This window comes from Hydrogenophaga sp. OTU3427, assembly GCF_038440225.1.
Taxonomy (GTDB): Bacteria; Pseudomonadota; Gammaproteobacteria; order Burkholderiales; family Burkholderiaceae_C; genus Hydrogenophaga.
The window spans coordinates 1-18,058 of sequence record NZ_JASATI010000013.1 but is presented as its reverse complement, the minus strand read 5'-3'; the positions used below and the strand labels follow the sequence as shown (position 1 = coordinate 18,058).

At 68.0% G+C, this 18,058-nt stretch carries 21 protein-coding genes; 19 read left to right on the top strand and 2 right to left on the bottom strand.

Going from position 1 to position 18,058, the window contains the following annotated elements; genetic code table 11:
* Positions 1–124: 124 nt before the first annotated feature.
* Positions 125–781 (top strand): glutathione S-transferase, encoded by a 657-nt coding sequence (locus tag AAHB17_RS09950; RefSeq protein ID WP_342130401.1) that lies wholly within the window; start codon positions 125–127, stop codon positions 779–781.
* Positions 782–1,069: 288 nt separating this feature from the next.
* On the opposite strand, the gene AAHB17_RS09945 is transcribed toward AAHB17_RS09950, so the two are convergent.
* Positions 1,070–1,492 carry a cupin domain-containing protein gene (locus AAHB17_RS09945; RefSeq protein WP_342130400.1) on the bottom strand — a complete coding sequence of 141 codons (423 nt, stop codon included), beginning with the start codon at positions 1,490–1,492 and terminating at the stop codon, positions 1,070–1,072.
* Positions 1,493–1,597: 105 nt separating this feature from the next.
* Here AAHB17_RS09945 and aroC point away from each other — a divergent pair, with 105 nt between their 5' ends.
* The 3 genes from aroC to AAHB17_RS09930 are packed head-to-tail and all read left to right on the top strand — an operon-like array spanning position 1,598 to position 4,574.
* The gene (gene aroC, locus AAHB17_RS09940; protein WP_342130399.1) at positions 1,598–2,701 is read left to right on the top strand and encodes a chorismate synthase; all 1,104 of its coding nucleotides are present in this window, start codon (positions 1,598–1,600) and stop codon (positions 2,699–2,701) included.
* A gap of 42 nt (positions 2,702–2,743) precedes the next feature.
* On the top strand, positions 2,744–3,259 hold the full coding sequence (locus AAHB17_RS09935) for a DUF4124 domain-containing protein (RefSeq protein ID WP_342130398.1): 516 nt from the start codon (positions 2,744–2,746) through the stop codon (positions 3,257–3,259).
* 58 nt (positions 3,260–3,317) lie between these two features.
* Positions 3,318–4,574, top strand: coding sequence for an MFS transporter (locus tag AAHB17_RS09930; RefSeq protein WP_342130397.1), 1,257 nt, complete (start codon positions 3,318–3,320; stop codon positions 4,572–4,574).
* Here AAHB17_RS09930 and AAHB17_RS09925 read toward each other — a convergent pair whose 3' ends face one another.
* Positions 4,575–5,357: an IclR family transcriptional regulator domain-containing protein gene (locus AAHB17_RS09925; RefSeq protein ID WP_342130396.1), complete on the bottom strand. Its 783-nt coding sequence runs from the start codon at positions 5,355–5,357 to the stop codon at positions 4,575–4,577.
* A 268-nt stretch (positions 5,358–5,625) separates the two neighbouring features.
* Between AAHB17_RS09925 and AAHB17_RS09920 the strand changes: the two genes are divergently transcribed.
* From AAHB17_RS09920 to AAHB17_RS09850, 15 genes are all read left to right on the top strand, one after another.
* Positions 5,626–6,777, top strand: a complete 1,152-nt coding sequence (locus tag AAHB17_RS09920; RefSeq protein ID WP_342130395.1) for an ABC transporter substrate-binding protein — start codon at positions 5,626–5,628, stop codon at positions 6,775–6,777.
* A 72-nt stretch (positions 6,778–6,849) separates the two neighbouring features.
* Positions 6,850–7,725 (top strand): branched-chain amino acid ABC transporter permease, encoded by an 876-nt coding sequence (locus AAHB17_RS09915; protein WP_342130394.1) that lies wholly within the window; start codon positions 6,850–6,852, stop codon positions 7,723–7,725.
* The gene (locus tag AAHB17_RS09910; RefSeq protein WP_342130393.1) at positions 7,722–8,708 is read left to right on the top strand and encodes a branched-chain amino acid ABC transporter permease; all 987 of its coding nucleotides are present in this window, start codon (positions 7,722–7,724) and stop codon (positions 8,706–8,708) included. The genes AAHB17_RS09915 and AAHB17_RS09910 overlap by 4 nt, the downstream gene beginning before the upstream one ends.
* A complete protein-coding gene (locus AAHB17_RS09905) occupies positions 8,705–9,466 on the top strand; it encodes an ABC transporter ATP-binding protein (RefSeq protein WP_342130392.1) in 762 nt (253 codons plus the stop codon). Before AAHB17_RS09910 ends, AAHB17_RS09905 begins: the two co-directional genes overlap by 4 nt.
* Before the next feature lies 1 nt (position 9,467).
* Positions 9,468–10,232 (top strand): ABC transporter ATP-binding protein, encoded by a 765-nt coding sequence (locus AAHB17_RS09900; RefSeq protein ID WP_342130391.1) that lies wholly within the window; start codon positions 9,468–9,470, stop codon positions 10,230–10,232.
* A 23-nt stretch (positions 10,233–10,255) separates the two neighbouring features.
* Positions 10,256–11,155, top strand: a complete 900-nt coding sequence (locus AAHB17_RS09895; RefSeq protein ID WP_342130390.1) for a VOC family protein — start codon at positions 10,256–10,258, stop codon at positions 11,153–11,155.
* Positions 11,152–12,054, top strand: coding sequence for a sugar phosphate isomerase/epimerase family protein (locus tag AAHB17_RS09890; protein WP_342130389.1), 903 nt, complete (start codon positions 11,152–11,154; stop codon positions 12,052–12,054). The genes AAHB17_RS09895 and AAHB17_RS09890 overlap by 4 nt, the downstream gene beginning before the upstream one ends.
* 26 nt (positions 12,055–12,080) lie before the next feature.
* The gene (locus AAHB17_RS09885) at positions 12,081–12,938 is read left to right on the top strand and encodes a hypothetical protein (protein ID WP_342130388.1); all 858 of its coding nucleotides are present in this window, start codon (positions 12,081–12,083) and stop codon (positions 12,936–12,938) included.
* Positions 12,939–12,975: 37 nt separating this feature from the next.
* Positions 12,976–13,644, top strand: a complete 669-nt coding sequence (locus tag AAHB17_RS09880) for a DsbA family oxidoreductase (protein WP_342130387.1) — start codon at positions 12,976–12,978, stop codon at positions 13,642–13,644.
* The gene (locus tag AAHB17_RS09875) at positions 13,641–13,862 is read left to right on the top strand and encodes a SlyX family protein (RefSeq protein ID WP_342130386.1); all 222 of its coding nucleotides are present in this window, start codon (positions 13,641–13,643) and stop codon (positions 13,860–13,862) included. The genes AAHB17_RS09880 and AAHB17_RS09875 overlap by 4 nt, the downstream gene beginning before the upstream one ends.
* A 35-nt stretch (positions 13,863–13,897) precedes the next feature.
* Positions 13,898–14,413 (top strand): DUF1993 domain-containing protein, encoded by a 516-nt coding sequence (locus tag AAHB17_RS09870; protein ID WP_342130385.1) that lies wholly within the window; start codon positions 13,898–13,900, stop codon positions 14,411–14,413.
* Between the two features lie 133 nt (positions 14,414–14,546).
* Complete coding sequence (locus AAHB17_RS09865) at positions 14,547–15,377, top strand: DODA-type extradiol aromatic ring-opening family dioxygenase (protein ID WP_342130384.1); 831 nt, start codon at positions 14,547–14,549, stop codon at positions 15,375–15,377.
* Positions 15,378–15,401: 24 nt separating this feature from the next.
* On the top strand, positions 15,402–16,061 hold the full coding sequence (locus AAHB17_RS09860) for an alpha/beta hydrolase (RefSeq protein WP_342130383.1): 660 nt from the start codon (positions 15,402–15,404) through the stop codon (positions 16,059–16,061).
* A 23-nt stretch (positions 16,062–16,084) separates the two neighbouring features.
* On the top strand, positions 16,085–17,101 hold the full coding sequence (locus AAHB17_RS09855) for a pirin family protein (RefSeq protein ID WP_342130382.1): 1,017 nt from the start codon (positions 16,085–16,087) through the stop codon (positions 17,099–17,101).
* Between the two features lie 132 nt (positions 17,102–17,233).
* Positions 17,234–18,058: MCP four helix bundle domain-containing protein (locus AAHB17_RS09850; RefSeq protein WP_342130381.1), on the top strand; the 825-nt coding region annotated here is incomplete at its 3' end.

Genomic DNA, 18,058 nt, shown 5'->3' with positions numbered 1-18,058 from the left:
TGGTCCGGTGCATGGAGCCACGCAATTTGCGGGCCAGCGCCACACGGTGGTGGGGTGCGTTCATCGGCGCGTCTCCATCTGGCACAGGGCTTGCTGATGGCCCCCACCAACGAGGAGTGAACCCATGGCCAAGGCCCAATTGACGATCAGCAGCAAGAACTACGGTGCCTGGGCCTTGCGGGGCTGGCTGATGTGCAGGCTGGCGGGGCTGGACTTCGTGGAGAAGGTGATTCCGCCGGACGATCCGGCCATGAAGGCGGAGATGCTGCTGCTGTCGTCCAGCATGCTGGTGCCTTCCCTGCTGCACAACGGGGTGAAGGTGTGGGACACGCTGGCCATCGGCGAGTACCTGCACGAGGTCAAGCCGCGCGCCGCGCTGTTGCCGGCGGACCTGAAGGCGCGCGCGCACTGCCGGGCCATTTGTGGCGAGATGCACTCGGGCTTCAGCGCCTTGCGCAGTGCCTTGCCCATGAACATCAAGGCCCATTTCCCGAACTTCAAGGTGTGGTCGCGCGCGCAGGCCGACATCGAGCGGGTGGTCGCGATCTGGAAGGAGTGCCTGGTGACCCACGGCGGCCCCTTCCTGTTCGGCAAGCACCCTTGCATGGCGGACGCGATGTACGCGCCGGTGGTGACCCGTTTCCTGACCTACGACGTGGCGCTGGACCCGGTGTGCGCGGCCTATTGCCAGCGCATCATGGCCCTGCCGGCGATGCGGGAGTGGGTGGCGGCGGCGCTGGAGGAGCCGGAGGAGATTGACGAGTTGGATGCCGAGTTTTGAGTTGAGGTGGCTTGTACGCCCGGGGCCACGGCGTACCTGGCTCCGCGGCTGTCCTCCGGCCTTCGGCCTCCCCCTTTATGCCGCTGCGCCACGCACACCATGCCCCCGGGCAGCCGGCGGGGTGGTGAACCCACGGTGGCATGCCAACACCGTTTCAGATCGGGGTGGCGGGGTACCCTGTGCAGCGAAGTAAAGGCGGAGGGCGCGCAGCGCCCGGGGGACATGAGCGGAACAGGGCACCCCGTCGCCCCGATCCCGCGAAGCCGACGCGCACACACTCGACGAACGTTACTTCCAAGGTGTCGACGGCGGCACCACACACACCGGGTCCACGTCGATGGTCTTGAAATCCGCCGGCGAGACGATCTCCAGGTACTCCATGTCGGGCGAGTAGTCGAACAGGTAGTGCCGTATGCCCGGGCGCTGGTGCACCACGTCGCCGGCTTCCACCAGGGTCTCCTGGTCCTCGTACATGAAGCGGGCCCAGCCCTTGACCATGATCACGATCTGGAAATCCGCATCATGTCGGTGCCAGCCGGTGCCCTCATCCGGTGCCATGTTGGCCTTGACCAGGTGCGCGATCACCTTGCCGTGGGTGGCCTCGGCGATGCCGAGGTCGCGGTAGAGGAAAAAGTCGCGCAGCCCGCCAGAGACATAGGTGGTGTCCGTGGGCTTGACGTGGGAAAACTGGGTGCCGGTGCGGTCGAGCATGGGGTTCTCCTTCTGCAGCGGGACTGATGCTGCAAGGCCCTGTCAAGCATGAAGCATTCCAGCCTCGTGCGGCCACCGTCCCGGGGCTCTGGGATAATCCCCGCCATGAGCGGCAACACCTTCGGCAACCTCTTCGCAGTCACCAATTTTGGTGAATCCCACGGCCCGGCCATCGGCTGCGTGATCGACGGCTGCCCGCCGGGCATGGACCTGTGCGAGGCCGACATCCAGGTCGAACTCGACCGCCGCCGTCCCGGCACGTCCAAGTTCGTCACCCAGCGCAACGAGCCCGACGCGGTCGAGATCCTCAGCGGCGTGTACGAGGGCAAGACCACCGGCACGCCCATCGCCCTGCTGATCCGCAACACCGACCAGCGCAGCAAGGACTACGGCAACATCCTGCAGACCTTCCGCCCCGGCCACGCCGACTACACCTATTGGCACAAGTTCGGCATCCGCGACCCGCGTGGCGGCGGCCGTTCCTCGGCCCGGCTGACCGCGCCCACCGTGGCCGCTGGCGCGGTGGCCCGCAAGTGGCTCAAGGAACGCTACGGCACCACCTTCCGCGGCTGCATGACGCAGATCGGCGACGTGCAGATTCCCTTCGAGAGCTGGGACCACGTGCCGAACAACCCCTTCTTCGCCCCCGTGGCCGACGTGTCGGCGCTGGAGGCCTACATGGGCGAGCTGCGCAAGAGCGGCGACTCGTGTGGCGCGCGTCTGCGCGTGACGGCGCAGAACATGCCCGTGGGCCTGGGCCAGCCGCTGTACGACAAGCTCGACGCCGACATCGCCTTCGCCATGATGGGCCTGAATGCCGTCAAGGGCGTGGAGATCGGTGCCGGCTTCGACAGCGTGACCCACAAGGGCAGCACCCATGGCGATGCGCTGACCCCCGGTGGATTCGCGCACAACAACGCTGGCGGCGTGCTGGGCGGCATCAGCACCGGCCAGGACCTCGAAGTGTCCATGGCCATCAAGCCGACCAGTTCCATCCTGATCCCGCGCGACACCATCGACGTCGATGGCCAGCCCACCGAGGTCATCACCAAGGGGCGCCACGATCCCTGCGTGGGCATACGCGCCACCCCCATCGCCGAGGCGCTGCTGGCGCTGGTGGTGATGGAACACGCCCTGCGCCAGCGGGCCCAGTGTGGCGACGTGAAGGTCGGCACGCCGGACATCGCGGCGGTTCGGCGCGCGTCCTGAATCGGCCTGGGCATGCCTGGGCACGCGTAGGAGGCGGTCGTCATGAAAGCTGGGCTGCTCTGTTTCCTGTGTGTGGCGCTGGCGGGCCCGCCGGCCTGGGCCGTGAACAAGTGCACCGGGTCCGATGGCAAGGTGTCCTTCCAGGACGCCCCTTGCGCGGGCAAGGGTGGCGAAATCGAGGTCCGGCCGGCCTCGGGCGCCGCTCCGGTGCCGCCGGTCCCCCAGGCCGGTGACGCACCCCCGGTGACCGAAGCCCAGCGCCTGAACAAGCTCACCGAGGAAAGCCAGAAGGAGCGGCGCCGCCGCGACCTCCAGGGCCGCCTGCTGCCGGACGCGCGCAATGCGCTGGAACTGCACCGCCAGCGTTGCAAGCAGACCCAGGAGCGGCTGGCGGCTGAGCAATACCGCTACGTGCAAAACCTCTATGGCAAGACCCACGCGGCGCAGATCGCCAGCGAAAAGGCCGCCGCCGCCGCCCTGTGCGACACGCGCGACCGCGAACTGAAGGAACAGATCGACGCCTTGGCCAAGGAATGCGAGGCCCTGGGCTGCAAGTGACCGGCCGGCCCCCGGGCGGGCGGCGCACCGGCGCGGGGTGGGTGCGAAAATGGCCCGCATGCACCGTTCCGACAGTCCCCGGTCCGCCCCGCCACCGGGGGTGACCGCCACCACCACCCTGGATCCGTTTCCCTCGCCACCGGCCACCGCGCCGGGCCGCCGGCAGCTCGCGCCCTTTGCCGCGCTGTCGGCGTCCTATTTCGCGCACATCGGCTTTTTCAATCCCTACCTTCCCCTGTGGCTCAAGGAGCTGGGCTACGGGCTGTTCGCCATCGGCCTGCTGACCTCGGTGCAGTCGGGCACGCGGCTGTTCGCGCCCTACGCCTGGGGCTGGTTCAGCGACCACACCGGCGAACGCGTCAAGCTGCTGCGCTACAGCGCCCTGATCGCGCTGGTGCTGTCCATCGGCCTGTGGTTCGAGTGGTCGCTGGGCGGCCTGCTGCTGCTGCTGTCGCTGATGTTCGCCCACACCAGCGGCATGATGCCCATGAGCGAGGCCGCCATGGCCCACCTGGTCAGCCAGGGTGGCCGTTTCGATGCCGCCCGCTACGGCCGTGTGCGGCTGTGGGGCTCGCTGGGTTTCCTGGTCACCGTGATGGCGGCCGGCGCCTGGTTCGAACACGCCGGCATGGGCAGCTTTCCGGCCTGGACCACGCTGAGCCTGCTGGCGGTGGTGGCCAGCACCTGGTGGTTGCCCGACATGAAGGAAGCGCACGCGGCGCAGGGCGGGCGGGTCGATCTCTGGCCGGTGCTGCGCCAGCCGGCGGTGCGCTGGTTCTTCGCGGCGCTGTTCTTCCACGTGCTGGCCCACATCGCGCTCTACATCTTCCTGTCGCTCTACCTGGATTCGCTGGGCTTCAGCAAGCTGGTCATCGGCGTGTTGTGGGCGGTGTCGGTGGTGTGCGAGATCGCCTGGTTCTTCACCCAGGGCCGCTGGCTGCCGCGCCTGAGCCTGTCGGCCTGGCTGCTGCTGGCGGCGGCGCTCACCGCGCTGCGCATGGGCTTCACCGCCGCCTGGCCGGTGCTGCCGGTGCTGCTGCTGGTGCAGACGGTGCACGCCATCACCTTCGCCACCCACCACACGGTGTGCATCGCGCTGCTGTCGCACCATTTCCCGGGCCGCCTGCGCGGGCGCGGGCAGGCGCTGTTCGCGGTGCTGGGCTATGGCCTGCCCGGGGTCATCGGCGGCTTGTGTGGCGGCCTGCTGAGCGCGCGCTTCGGGCTGGCCAGCGTCTACTGGGCGGCCACCGCCAGCGCCGTGCTGGCCACCCTGTGCGCGTTCAAGGTGTGGCGCCTGGCGCGGCACCGCCCCTGATCAGAGCAGTTTGCGCATGGCCCGCGCGGTTTCCTGCAGCACGGGCAGCACCCGCGCCACGGCGTCGGCGCTGCTTTCGTGGTTCATGGGCATGGAGATGTTGAGCGCGCCCACCAGCTCGCCGTGGTGGTCGTGCAGCGGCACGGCGATGCCGCGGTAGTTGAGTTCCAGCTGCTGCTCGCTCAGCGCCCAGCCCTGGGCACGCACCCGGGCCAGTTCCAGCCGCAGCCGCTCCTTGCTGGCGATGCTGTGCGAGGTGAAGGCCTTGAGTTCGCGCTGCGCCAGCCAGGCGTCGGCCGCCGCCTCGCCCTGCATGGCCAGGATGGCCAGGCCGGCGGCGGTCACCTGTGCCTGCACCCGCGTGCCCAGGCCGTAGCCGTTGTTGAGGTTGCGGTGGGTGCCGCTGCGGGCGATGTAGACCACGTCATCGCCGTCCAGCACGGCCACGTAGGCGATCTCCTGGGTGCCGGCGGTGACGCGTTGCAGGAAGGGTTGCACCGTGCGCGGCAGGCGGGCCGAATCGAGGTAGGACTGGCCCAGGCGCAGCACCCGGGGCGTGAGCCAGAACAGCTTGCCGTCGGTGGCCACGTAGCCCAGGTGGGCCAGTGTCAGCAGGTAACGGCGGGCGGCGGTGCGGGTCAGACCGCAGCGCTGGCCGGCCTGGCTGGCGGTCAGCCGGGCGTGTTCGGCGTCAAAGGCCTCGATCACCGACAGGCCCTTCTCCAGGCCGGCGATCCAGTCGCGTTTGTCCAGGGCCGGCGGGGCGGGGGCGGGTGTTGTCATGGCATGAAGCATAGGAACGGCGGACCCGCCAGGCTGCTTGGTGTTAACCCGCGATATGATCGATGATCGAACGATATTGAGCGATTATCGATCTTTAAAATCAAAACTTCGTTGGATTGTGCTGACGATGCTGCTTACAGTCGAGCCCGAATCGGAGATTTGATCGATGAGCGTTCAAATTGAGCCCGATCGCCGCTTCACCCGGCTTCACCTATTCACCACGCAGGACCGCCCCCGGGGCGCCGCACTTCACTCCCAGGAGACACAGATGAACAAACGCGTCACGTTGAAATGGATCGCGGTCGCCGCCGCCCTGGTCGCCACTGCCGGCGCCCAGGCCCAGCAGACCATCAAGATCGCCAACATCGTCGAACTCTCGGGTGGCGGCGCCACGGCCGGCACCAACTTCAAGAACGGCGTCGAGCTGGCGGTGAAGGAAATCAACGCGGCCGGTGGCATCCTGGGCAAGAAGATCGAGACCGTCACCAGCGACACCCAGAGCAACCCCGGCGTGGCCAAGGGCCTGACGCAGAAGGCCGTGGACGATGGCGTGTTCGCCATCTTCGGCCCGGTGTTCTCGGGCTCCATCATGGTCAGCATGGCCGAGAGCCGCCGCGCCGAGCTGCCCAACTGGACCGGTGGCGAGGCCGCCGCCATCACCCAGCAGGGCAACCCCTACATCTTCCGCACCAGCTTCACCCAGGCCACGGCCATGCCCAAGGTGGCCAAGTACATCACCACCAAGTCCAAGGAACTGGCGGTGATCTACGTCAACAACGACTTCGGCAAGGGCGGCCTGGACATGATCAAGAAGGCCCTGGCCGGCACGTCGACCAAGATCGTGGCCGAGATCTCCACCGACGCCGGCCAGGTCGACTTCTCGGCCGCCGTGCTCAAGGCCAAGCAGAGCAACGCCGACGCGGTGTTCGTCTATTCGAACGAGGAAGAGTCGGCCCGCGCGCTGCGCGAACTGCGCAAGCAAGGCTGGAACAAGCCCATCATCGGCGAGACCACGCTGACCGGCCAGAAGGTGATCGAGCTGGCCGGCGATGCCGCCAACGGCGCGGTGGCCCACGTCGGCCTGACGGTGGACGCGCCCAACCCCGAGATGCTGAAGTTCAAGGCCAAGTTCTACCAGGACTACAAGTACATCTCGGACCACAACGGCATCAAGGGCTACACCGGCGTGTACTCCATGAAGGCGGCGATCGAGAAGGTCGGCAAGCTCGACCGCAAGGCCGTGGCCCAGGCCATGAAGGGCCTGGAGATCAGCGCCAAGAAGTACCCGGGCATCATCATGGACGTGAGCTTCGACCAGAACGGCGACCTCGACCGCGAGAGCTACATGGTCGAGGTCAAGGCCGGCAAGCAGGAGGTGGTGGCCACGCTGCCGCCGCTGAACGCGCCCGCCAAGAAGTAAGTTCCTTTTCTCGCTGCCGTCCTGGCCCCCATCGCGGGTGGCCAGGCTGGCGCGCGCAACCGCGAGGCCACCATGGTCGACTTCCTCCAACTCTTTTTCAGTGGCCTGTCCACCGGCGCGATCTACGCGCTGGCGGCACTGGGCTTCACCTTGCTCTGGCAGGCCAGCGGCACGATCAACTTCGCGCAGGGCGAGTTCGTGATGCTGCCGGCCTTCATGATGCTGGCGTGCATGGCCGCGGGCCTGCCGCTGTGGCTGGGTTTTGTGGTGTCGTGTTTCGCCGCCGTCCTCGTGCTGGGCTGGGTGTTCAAGCGTGGCATCGTGGACCCGTTGTTCAAGTACGGCATGATGCCCATCGTGGTGGCCACCATCGGCCTGTCGATCGCCATGCGCAACGGCCTGCGCGCCGGCTACAGCGCCGAAGCCCACCCCTTCCCCAGTCTGTTTCCCGACAAGCTGTTCAACATCGCCGGCGTGACCATCTCGGCCTCCGACGTGGGCACCTTCGTGCTGGCGCTGGGCCTGGTGCTGTTCACCCAGGCCTTCATCACCAAGACCGTGACCGGACGCGCCATGCAGGCCGTGGCCCAGAACACCGAGAGCGCCTCGGTGCTGGGCATCAACGTGCCGCGCATGATCTTCTACACCTTCGCCATCAACGCCGTGCTGGCGGTGTCGGCCGCGCTGCTGGTCACGCCCACCTATCTGGCCAAGTTCGACATGGGCGAGAGCCTGGGCACCAAGGCCTTCTTCGCCGCCATCATCGGCGGCTTCAACAACAGCCGTGGCGCGCTGCTGGGCGGGCTGATCGTGGGCGTGTGCGAAAACCTCGCCGCGGCCTACATCTCACCGGCCTACAAGGACGCCGTGGCCCTGGTGATCTTCATGGTCGTGATCCTGTTCAAGCCACAAGGCCTGCTGGGCAAGAAAGTGGAGCGCAAGGTATGAAAAAGTCCACCCTTATCGCCCTGGCGATCACGGCCGCCGTGCTCGTCGTGGTGCCCCAGTTCCTCAAGAACTACGGCGTCTACCTGCTGACCTACTGGCTGATCTACATCATCGCCACCATGGGCCTGAACCTGACGGTGGGCTACGCCGGGCAGAAGTCGCTCGGGCACGCCGCCTTCTTCGGCATCGGCGCCTACACCGTGGCCATCATGATGAAGGCCGGCCTGAGCTTCTGGCTGGGCCTGCCCACGGCCATGCTGATCTGCTTCGTGGTCGGCATCATCCTGGGCTTTCCGGCCCTGCGGGTGCAGACCATCTACCTGGCCTTCGCCACCCTGGGCTTCAACACCGCCATCTGGCTGGTGATGCGCAACGAGGAATGGCTCACCGGCGGCACCTTCGGCATCAACAACATCGCCCGGCCCAGCCTGTTCGGCTTCAGCCTGGAAGGCAACGTGCCCTATTACTACCTGGTGCTGGGCGTGACGGCCCTGCTGGCCGTGCTGCTGTGGGGGCTGTTGCGCAGTCCCTGGGGCAAGGCCTTCACGGCGCTGCGCGACAACCCCATCCGGGCCGAGAGCCTGGGCGTGGACACCCGCAGCTACACGCTGCTGAGCTTTGCCATCGGTGCGGTCTATGCCGGCATCGCCGGAGCCCTGTTCGCCAGCCTGGTGCAGTTCATCGAGCCGGCCCCCTTCACCGTGGGCGCCTCCATCATGATGTACCTGATGGTGGTGGTCGGCGGCCCGGGCTACTTCCTGGGGCCGGTGCTGGGCGCGGCGGTGGGCGTGATCCTGCCGGAGTGGCTGCGTTTCGCGCAGGCCTGGTACCTGTTCGTGTTCGGCGCGGCCGTGGTGCTGCTGATGATCTGGCTGCCCGACGGGCTGCTGTCCATCCCCGACCGCATCAAGGCGCGCCGGCAATCCAGAGAAGCCTCGGCGGCACGCGCCGCTGCTGCAAAAGCACAAGGAGCCCAGGCATGAGCACAGCACCCTTGCTCAAGGTCACCGGTCTGAAAAAAGCCTACGGCGCCATCCAGGCGGTGGGTGGCGTGAGCTTCGAGGTCCGACCCGGTGAGATCTTCGGCGTCATCGGCCCCAACGGTTCGGGCAAGACCACGCTGTTCAACAGCATGCTGGGCCAGATCACGCCCGACGAAGGCAGGATCGAACTCAACGGCGAGGACGTCACCACCTGCGGGCCGCTGGAGCTCAACCGCAAAGGGGTGGGGCGCACCTTCCAGACATTGCAGGTGTTTGGCAAGATGAGCGTGCGCGACAACCTGATCGTGGCCGCGCAGGAGCATTCTGGGTCCATGTTCAGCCGCATGTTCGCGCCCGGTGATTCGGGCCTGGGCGCCAAGGCCGACGCGCTGATCGATCAGTTCCGCATCCGGCACGTGGCCGACAAGAAGGCGGGCGAGCTGAGCTACGGCCAGCAAAAGCTGGTGGACATCGCCATGGCCTTCATGAGCGAGCCCGACCTGGTGCTGCTCGACGAGCCCTGCGCCGGGGTCAACCCCAGCCTGGTGGGCGGCATCAGCACCCTGCTCAAGGACCTCAACCACAACCCGCGCTTTGGCAAGAAGAGCAGCTTCGTGGTGATCGAGCACAACATGGACTTCGTGATGGACCTGTGCCACCGCATCATGGTGATGGTGGAGGGGCAGGTGATGGCCATCGGCACGCCGGCGGAAATTCGCGGCAACAAACAGGTGCTGGACGCCTACCTGGGGAATTGACATGGGCCAGACCGACACCTGCATCGAGTTCGACAACGTGGTCGCGGGCTACAAGGATTTCATGATCCTGAACAACCTGAGCTTCAAGGCCAGGCGCGGCTCCATCACGCTGCTGCTGGGCCCCAATGGCGCGGGCAAGTCCACCGCGCTCAAGGCCTTGTTCGGCCTGCTCAAGCCGCGCCAGGGCCGCATCCTGCTGGACGGCGAGGACATCGGCGGGGCCAGCCAGAAGGCCTTGCTGGCCAAAGGCATCGCCTTCGTGCCGCAGGGGCGCAACCTGTTCGGCCAGCTCTCGGTGTACGAGAACCTGGAGCTGGGCGGCATCACCCTGGGCATGAAGACCACCCACGAGCGCATCCCCGAGGTGCTGGACTTCTTCCCCCGGGTCAAGCAGCGCATGCACAGCGCGGCGGCCAGCCTGTCGGGCGGCGAGCAGAAGCAATTGGAGATCGGCCGCGCGCTGCTGCTGCGGCCCAAGGTGATCCTGATCGACGAGCCCAGCATCGGGCTGTCGCCCATCGTGGTGCAGGACGTCTTCAAGCTGCTGCGCAAGCTGGCCGACCAGGGCACGACGGTGCTGATGGTGGAGCAGAACGTCAAGAGCGCGCTCAAGATATCGGACGAGGCGATCGCGCTGGAGTCCGGGCGCCTGGTGCTGCAGAAGCCCGCCAGCGAGCTGCTGGCCGATCCGCACATCGAGCGCCTGTTCCTGGGCGGCGCCCACACCGGCGCGGCGGCCGCACCTGCTACTGTTGCGCCTGTCTGATTCATTTTTGGAGAGCGCCCGCCATGACCATCATCGACAGCAACCGAGAAGCCATCACCGACGTGCCCAACCCGTTGGGCATGGAAGGCATCGAGTTCATTGAATACGCGACCTCCAAGCCCCAGGCCCTGGGCCAGGTGCTGGAGATGATGGGCTTTCGCCCGGTGGCGCGGCACCGCTCGCGCGAGGTGATGTTGTACCGCCAGGGCGACATGAACGTCATCGTCAACGCCCATGCCGCCGGCCTGCCACACAGCGTGGCGCCGGGCGAGGCACCGGTGATCGCCGCCATCGCCCTGCGCGTGCGCGACGCCGCCACCGCCTACAAACGCGCGCTCGACCTGGGCGCCTGGGCCGTGCCCACCCATGTGGAGGTGATGGAGCTCAACATCCCGGCGGTGCACGGTGTCGGGCCCAGCCGCATCTATTTTGTCGACCGCCACCGCGAGTTTTCCATCTACGACGTCGACTTCGTGCCGATCCCGGGCGTGGACCCGCGTCCGCCCGCACTCGGTGGCCTGCACCTGTTTGGTGTCGTGCAGTACATCGGCAACGACCGCTCGGACGACTGGACCGACTTCTACCGCGCGCTGTTCGGCTTCACCGAGCTGGAGCCGGCGGTGCGTTTCGGCATCCTGCCCAAGGGCCGCATCCTGCGCAGCCCCTGCCAGAGCTTCTACCTGCAGCTGATCGAGCCCGAGCCCGGCCTGCTCGACGTCGAGGACGACGAGCGCCTGCAGCGCATCGGCCTGGGCACGCCCGACGTGCTGGCCGCCGCCAAGCTGCTGCGCGAGCGGGGGGTGGAGTTCATCGAGTCCACCGGCGTGCACGTGGAAAACCGCGGTGCGCTGACCCGCACCTACATGGGGGCGCTGAGTTTCGAGCTGGTGCACGACGAGAGCACGCCGGGGACGCTGTCATGAGTCACTTGTACGGGAATCTGGACGACTTCGGGATGGACACCATCTCGCTGGCCGGGCCGTTGGAGGCCAAGCTGGCGGCCATCCAGGCGGCCGGCTTCACCCAGGTGATGCTGTCGGCGCGCGACGTGGTTGGCCATCCCCAGGGCTTCGCGGCGGCGGTGGCGGCGGTGCGCGGCAGCGGCCTGCGCGTGACGGGCTTCCAGGTCCTGCGCGATTTCGAGGGCCTGTCGGGCCACCTGCACGAGTACAAGATCGACATCGCCAAGTCCATGCTGGAGATGGCCTCGGCCCTGGGCGCCAAGGTGCTGCTGGTGTGTTCGTCCACCTCGGGCCACGCCAGCCAGGACCTCGACGCCCTGGCCGCCGACCTGCGCAAGCTGGCCATGCTGGCGGTGCCGCTGGGCATCAAGGTGGCCTACGAGGGCCTGAGCTGGGGCCGCACCGTCAACGAGTTCACCACCGCCTGGGACGTGGTCAGCCGCGCCGATGCGCCCAACCTCGGCATCGGCCTGGACTCCTTCCACATGTTCGCCACCAAAACGCCGCTGGACGACCTGGAGCTGCTCGACCCGGCCAAGATCTTCCTGGTGCAGTTGGCCGACTTCATGTGGCAGGAAATCCGTTCGGTGGAGGAGCGCATCACCACCGCGCGCCACTTCCGCGTGTTTCCCGGCGAAGGCGTGCACAGCGAGGCACTGGCCGACCTGGTGACGCGGCTCTACAAGCTGGGCTACCGGGGCGACTACAGCTTCGAGGTCTTCAACGACGACTACCAGCAGCTGCCGCTGGACACCGTGGCCGCGCGCGCCTGGCGCTGCGCCTCCTGGCTGGGCGAGGATGTGTTGCGCCGCACCGTGCCCCTGCCCAACCAGATGAAGCTGCGCCAGCGCATCGGCTGAAGTCCGCGCCCCCCGCCTGCATCCCCATGGGCCACTACAACGACGCCTTCCTGGTGCCGCCCGAGATGCAGGACGTGCTGGGCGACGTGCGCCTGGTGAGCGCCTTGCTGCAGGTGCAAGGCGTGTTGGCCCGTGCCCGCGCCCGCGTGGGCCAACTGCCCAGCGAGCTGGCCCTGTCCATGGCCAGCACCTGCAAGGTCGAACTCTTCGACGTGGCCAAGATCGCGCGCGAAGGCGCGCGTGCCGGCGACGTGTTGCCCGCGCTGCACCGCGACCTGCACGAGGCGGTGGCCCTGTTCAACCCCGAGGCGGCGGCCCAGCTGCCGCGCCTGCCCGTGGCCGGCTGGCTGGACGCCGCGCTGGCCATGGTGGTGCGCGATGCCATGGCGCTGCTGCTGGCCGATCTGGCGGCAAGCGCCGAGCACACGCCACCTGACGCGGCCGGGGTGCTGCGTGCTTGCCACCTGCGGCTGACCGCGCTGGCCGGCAGCGCCTGCGTCATGCCTGTCGGTCTTTGGGCTGATCAGCCCGCGACCGAACGCGCCTGGGTGGCGGCGGCCCTGGGCCTGCCGGTGCACGAGGGCCCGGCCCTGGCACTGGCCACCGACGTGCAGCGCCTGGCGGCCGAACTGAGCCTGACCGTGGCCGTGCTGCGCCATGTTTCCGTGGTGTCCGACGTGGGCCAGGTGGCCACGCGCTGGGCGGCGCAGCGTGTCGGGCCGGTCTCGACGGCGCTGCTGGGATCGTGGTCCGAGGTGGACGGGCCGGCGGCGGCGTTCGATCCCGCCCTGTGGTGGCCCCTGCTGGGTGCGGCCCACGCGGCGGTGCGTGTTTGGGCCTGCGCCCAGCCGGGCATTCCCAAACGGCCTAACATCGCAGCCTGATCCACTGCCGCCCCACACCGTGAGGGCCCTTGCTGCCATGTCGTCCGTTGCCCAGCTCAAGATTGATTTTGTCTCCGATGTGTCCTGCCCCTGGTGTGCCGTGGGTCTGGGTGCGCTGGAGCAGGCGCTCGACCGCCTGCAAGGCGCGGTCTCGGCCGAGCTGCATTTCCAGCCCTTCGAACTCAACCCACAGATGCCCCCCGGCGGCCAGGACATTGGCGAGCACCTGACCCAGAAATACGGTTCCACGCCCGAGAAGCAGGCCGAGATCCGCGAAATGATCCGCCAGCGCGGGGCCGAGGTGGGCTTCCAGTTCAACCCGCAAGGACGCGGCCGCATCTACAACACCTTCGACGCCCACCGCCTGCTGCTGTGGGCCGACCGCGAAGGCCAGCCCGGCCAGCAGCACGCGCTCAAGAAGGCCTTGCTGACGGCCTACCACGGCCGCGCCGAAAGCCCCGAATCGCACGAGGTGCTGCTGCGCCTGGCCACCGAGGTGGGCCTGGACGCCGAGCGCGCCCGTGCGCTGCTGGCCAGCGACGAACTGGCCGACGAGGTGCGTGAGCAGGAGCTGATGTACCAGCGTGCCGGCATCCGTTCGGTGCCGGCCGTGGTCATCAACGACCGCCACCTGATCTCGGGTGGCCAGCCGGCCGAGGTGTTCGAGCAGGCGCTGCGCCAGATCGCCACCGAGGCCTCGGCGTGACGGCAGCCGGCGCCGAGGTCGACCGGCGGCTGACCGATCTGGAGATCAAGGCCAGCTTCGCCGAAGACCTGCTGGACCAGCTCAACCAGATCGTTTACCGCCAGCAGCAGCAGATCGACCGGCTGGAGCGCGAGCTGCTGCAGCTGCGCCAGCAACTGCCCGAGGCCGGCAGCCCGGTGTTCCGCAGCCTGCGCGACGAACTGCCACCCCACTACTGATTTCCCACACGACCTTTTTCCACGGAGACACAACCATGAGCATCACCCTGTCCAGCGCCAGCCTGCCGGTGTTCCGCAACGCCCTCACCCACCTGCACCACCTGCTGGAGAAGGCCCGTGCCGACGCCACCGCGCGTGGCTACGACCCCCAGGTGCTGGTGGCCTACCGCCTGGCGCCCGACATGCTGCCCTTCAAGTCGCAGGTCTTCATCGCCTGCGACGCCGCCAAGCTGTGCGCGGCCCGCCTGAGCGGCCTGGAGGCGCCCAAGTTCGACGACACCGAGAACACGCTGGAGGAACTGCAGGCCCGCATCCAGAAGACCATTGACTGGATCGCCACCGTGCCGGCCAGCGCCGTGGACGGCCAGGAGGCGCGCGAGATCACCTTCCCCGTGGGCAAGACCGCTTCCCGAACCATGCTGGGCGAGGACTACCTCAAGACCTGGGCACTGCCCAACATGTTCTTCCACATCACCACGGCCTACGCCATCCTGCGCCACAACGGCGTGCCGCTGGGCAAGCGGGACTACCTGGTGGGTGCCGGTGGCTGAATGTTGCAGGAGGTTTCGAATCATTCGGCCCCGATGATGCAAACTTTTTGAATGATGACTTCAGCCTCCGTCGGTTGAAATTCGGGGTCGGCGGTGCCATCCTTGGGGCATACCGACACTCCAAGGAAAGACCATGTCAGACACCGCCTTGCCCACCCTGTTCCTGTCGCACGGCTCGCCCATGTGGGCGCTGGAGCCCGGCGCGTCCGGTCCGGCGCTCACCCGCTGGGGCCAGGCGCTGGGTGACCAGCTCGCCGCCCGTGGCACGCCGCTGAAGGGCGTGGTGCTGATGTCGCCCCACTGGATGGCGCGCCAGCCGGCGGTGATGAGCAGCGCCCGGCCCGCCACCTGGCACGACTTCGGCGGTTTTCCCGAACCCCTGTACCGCCTGCAATACCCGGCGCCCGGCGCGCCCGAGCTGGCGCAGGACGTGCTGCAGCGCCTGCAGGACGCCGGCCTGCCGGTGGTGGCCGATCCCAAGCGCCCGTTGGACCACGGCGCCTGGGTGCCGCTGATGCACCTGTTCCCGCAGGCCGACGTGCCGGTGGTGCAGGTGGCCCTGCCGGCCAGCGCCGGCCCGCGCGAGGTGTTTGCCATGGGTCAGGCCCTGGCCGACCTGCGCGAGGCAGGGGTGCTGGTCATCGGCTCGGGCAGCATGACGCACAACCTGGGCGAGTTCTTCAACGGCCGCCCCGAACTCAACGACCCCCCGGCCGCCTACGCCAACGAATTCAGCCGCTGGATCGAGGACGTGGTGGCGCGCGGCGATGTCGACGCCTTGCTGAACTACCGCACGCGTGCCCCCCACGCCGTGCACGCGCACCCGACGGAGGAACATTTCCTGCCCATCTTCTTCGCGCTGGGCGCGGCGGGGTGGGGCGGCGACGTGGCCGTCAAGCCCGATTACCTGACCCGCGAAATCATGTACCGCTACCTGGCCATGGACGCCTTCACCTTGCAGTGAACCCAACCCGTTTAAAGGATTGTTATGAACGGTAAGTCACTGACCTATCTGGAGCGCCCCGCCACCGGCGCGGTGCCGCCCTGGCTGCTGGTGCTGATGCACGGCGTGGGAAGCAACGAGCAGGACCTGTTCGGGCTCGCGCCTTATGTGCCGGGGCACTTCCATGTGCTGAGCCTGCGCGCGCCTTTTGTGATGGGGCCCGGCAGCCATGCGTGGTTCCAGTTCGACGTGCGGTCCGACGGCTCGCGCGTGATCGATGGCGAGCAGGAGCGGGTCAGTCGCGCCCTGCTGGTGGCCGAGGTCGCCGCCCACGCCGAACGCCTGGGCGTGCCGGCGCAGCGGGTGCTGGTGGGCGGTTTCAGCCAGGGCGGCATCATGGCCCTGAGCCTGCTGCTGACCCGGCCCGCGCTGATGGCCGGCGCCTTCGCGCTGCACAGCCGTCTGCTGCCCGAGGTGTTGCCTGAGGCCGCGCCCGCGGCCAAGCTGGATGGCAAGCGGCTGTGGGTCTCCCATGGCCTGCAGGACATGGTGATACCGCTGCCCCAGGCGCAGCGCATACGCGAATACTTCGGCGCGCTGCCGGTGGTCCTGGCCGGCGCCGATTTCCCCGGCGGCCACGAGCTGCGCCCGGCCGAACTGCAGCAGTGGATAGACTGGCTGCAACGCAGCAGCACCGGCGCCTGAGCCGGCACACCCAAGGACACCCCGTGAGCGACACCCATCCCATCGTCGGCGCCCAGGCCCTGGGCTTTCAGTGGCCCACGCTCGATCCCTTTCTGTTCTGCGTGCACCACCACGACCACTACCCGCCGGGCAATGGCCGGCTCGGGCCGGCCGCGTCCTTGGCCGGACGGCAGATCGGGCAGGACTTCTCGCAGAAGGACGGCTGGAGCATGTACCACGGTGAGCAGGTGCCCGGTTTTCCGGCCCATCCGCACCGCGGCTTCGAGACCGTGACCATCGTGCGCGATGGCCTGATCGATCACTCGGATTCGCTGGGTGCGGCCGCGCGATTTGGCCAGGGTGACGTGCAGTGGTTGACCGCCGGGCGCGGCATCGTGCACGCCGAGATGTTCCCGCTGCTGCACGACAACGCGCCCAACCCCTGCGAGCTGTTCCAGATCTGGCTCAACCTGCCGGGCGCGCGCAAGATGGCGGCGCCCCACTTCACCATGTTCTGGGGCCGCGACATCCCGTCCCTGCAAGCCCCGGGCGTGGCGGTCAGCGTGGTGGCCGGTGCCTTGCCCGGCGCGGCGGCACCGCTGGCGCCGCCACCCGAATCCTGGGCCGCGCAGGCCGACGCCGACGTTGCCATCTGGACCCTCAAGCTCGCGCCCGGCGCGCGTTTCACCTTGCCCGCCGCAACGGGGCAGGGCACGCGCCGCATGCTGTATTTCTTCGCCGGCAGCTCGCTGCAGGTGGCGGGCCACATGGTGAACCAGCACGCCGCGCTCGAGCTGGACGCGGGCGCGGCGGTGGACCTGCGCAACGGCGATACCGCCGCCGAATGCCTGCTGCTGCAGGGCCGGCCCATCGGTGAGCCGGTGGCGCAGTACGGCCCCTTCGTGATGAACACCCAGGCCGAGATCCAGCAGGCCTTCACCGACTACCAGCGCACACGTTTCGGTGGGTGGCCCTGGGGCAGCGACGCCCCCACCCACGGCGATGTATCGCGCAGCCGTTTTGCACGCCAGCCGCAAGGCGAGGAACTGTTGCCGGACTGAAAGCCGACCGAGAAGATGTGAGCGGGGCGTCCGCAGGCGGGCGCCCGGGGATCGGTGAACGAATCCCTCAGCCAGCAGTTGGACGCGGATGCGTCGAGCCATAGAATGGTTTGACAATTTCTCGGAGACAACATGGGCTCACTCAAAATCAGGCAGCGGCTGCTGCTGGCCTTCGCGCTCATCCTGGTGCTGCTGGCCGTGTCGGTGGCGGTGGGCGTGTGGCGCCTGCAGCAACTGGCGGAGACCACCCGTGCCCTGGCCACGGTGGAACAGGAAAAGCTCACCCTGGTCATACGCTGGCGCCAGACCATCGACATCAACTGGGTGCGCACCAAGGCGGCGCTGGCCGAGGTCGACCCGTCCCGCATCGCGGCCTTGCAGGCCGAGATGGACAAGACCTCGGAGATCACGGTCGCCGCTCGCAAGAAGCTGGTGGAGCAGACCCAGTCCGAGCAGGGCAAGGCCTTGCTGGCGCGCATCGACGCCGCCCGCGAGGCCTACCGCACGCCGCGTGGCAACCTGGTCAAGCGGCGCCTGGCCGGCGACAACGTGGCGGCGCAGGTCGACACCGAGTTGCGCCCCCTGGCCGACGCCTACCTCAAGACCCTGGACGACCTGGAAACCTTCCAGCAGCAGGCCTACGAGGGCGCGCTCACCAGCGCCATGGGCAATGCAGTGTCCGGCCAGCAGATCATGGTGGGGGTGGGGGTGCTGAGCCTGCTGGCCGCGATGTGGCTGGCGCTGGCGCTGGCGCGCTCCATCGTGCGGCCCATACAGACCGCGTCCCAGGTGGCCAGCCGCATCGCCGGCGGCGACCTGACCCACGCGATCACGGTGGTGGGCCGCGACGAATCCGCCGACCTCCTGCGTGCCCTGCAAGGCATGCAGGGCAGCCTGGTGCAGCTCGTGTCGGGCGTGCGCAATGGCGCCGAAGGCGTGGCCACGGCCTCGGGCGAA

Excerpts from the sequence above, each read along its gene's own strand:
- AAHB17_RS09950 (WP_342130401.1), top strand. The coding sequence starts at position 125 with ATGGCCAAGGCCCAATTGACGATCAGCAGCAAGAACTACGGTGCCTGG.
- AAHB17_RS09945 (WP_342130400.1), bottom strand. The coding sequence starts at position 1,492 with ATGCTCGACCGCACCGGCACCCAGTTTTCCCACGTCAAGCCCACGGAC.
- aroC (WP_342130399.1), top strand. The coding sequence starts at position 1,598 with ATGAGCGGCAACACCTTCGGCAACCTCTTCGCAGTCACCAATTTTGGT.
- AAHB17_RS09935 (WP_342130398.1), top strand. The coding sequence starts at position 2,744 with ATGAAAGCTGGGCTGCTCTGTTTCCTGTGTGTGGCGCTGGCGGGCCCG.
- AAHB17_RS09930 (WP_342130397.1), top strand. The coding sequence starts at position 3,318 with ATGCACCGTTCCGACAGTCCCCGGTCCGCCCCGCCACCGGGGGTGACC.
- AAHB17_RS09925 (WP_342130396.1), bottom strand. The coding sequence starts at position 5,357 with ATGACAACACCCGCCCCCGCCCCGCCGGCCCTGGACAAACGCGACTGG.
- AAHB17_RS09920 (WP_342130395.1), top strand. The coding sequence starts at position 5,626 with ATGAACAAACGCGTCACGTTGAAATGGATCGCGGTCGCCGCCGCCCTG.
- AAHB17_RS09915 (WP_342130394.1), top strand. The coding sequence starts at position 6,850 with ATGGTCGACTTCCTCCAACTCTTTTTCAGTGGCCTGTCCACCGGCGCG.
- AAHB17_RS09910 (WP_342130393.1), top strand. The coding sequence starts at position 7,722 with ATGAAAAAGTCCACCCTTATCGCCCTGGCGATCACGGCCGCCGTGCTC.
- AAHB17_RS09905 (WP_342130392.1), top strand. The coding sequence starts at position 8,705 with ATGAGCACAGCACCCTTGCTCAAGGTCACCGGTCTGAAAAAAGCCTAC.
- AAHB17_RS09900 (WP_342130391.1), top strand. The coding sequence starts at position 9,468 with ATGGGCCAGACCGACACCTGCATCGAGTTCGACAACGTGGTCGCGGGC.
- AAHB17_RS09895 (WP_342130390.1), top strand. The coding sequence starts at position 10,256 with ATGACCATCATCGACAGCAACCGAGAAGCCATCACCGACGTGCCCAAC.
- AAHB17_RS09890 (WP_342130389.1), top strand. The coding sequence starts at position 11,152 with ATGAGTCACTTGTACGGGAATCTGGACGACTTCGGGATGGACACCATC.
- AAHB17_RS09885 (WP_342130388.1), top strand. The coding sequence starts at position 12,081 with ATGGGCCACTACAACGACGCCTTCCTGGTGCCGCCCGAGATGCAGGAC.
- AAHB17_RS09880 (WP_342130387.1), top strand. The coding sequence starts at position 12,976 with ATGTCGTCCGTTGCCCAGCTCAAGATTGATTTTGTCTCCGATGTGTCC.
- AAHB17_RS09870 (WP_342130385.1), top strand. The coding sequence starts at position 13,898 with ATGAGCATCACCCTGTCCAGCGCCAGCCTGCCGGTGTTCCGCAACGCC.
- AAHB17_RS09865 (WP_342130384.1), top strand. The coding sequence starts at position 14,547 with ATGTCAGACACCGCCTTGCCCACCCTGTTCCTGTCGCACGGCTCGCCC.
- AAHB17_RS09860 (WP_342130383.1), top strand. The coding sequence starts at position 15,402 with ATGAACGGTAAGTCACTGACCTATCTGGAGCGCCCCGCCACCGGCGCG.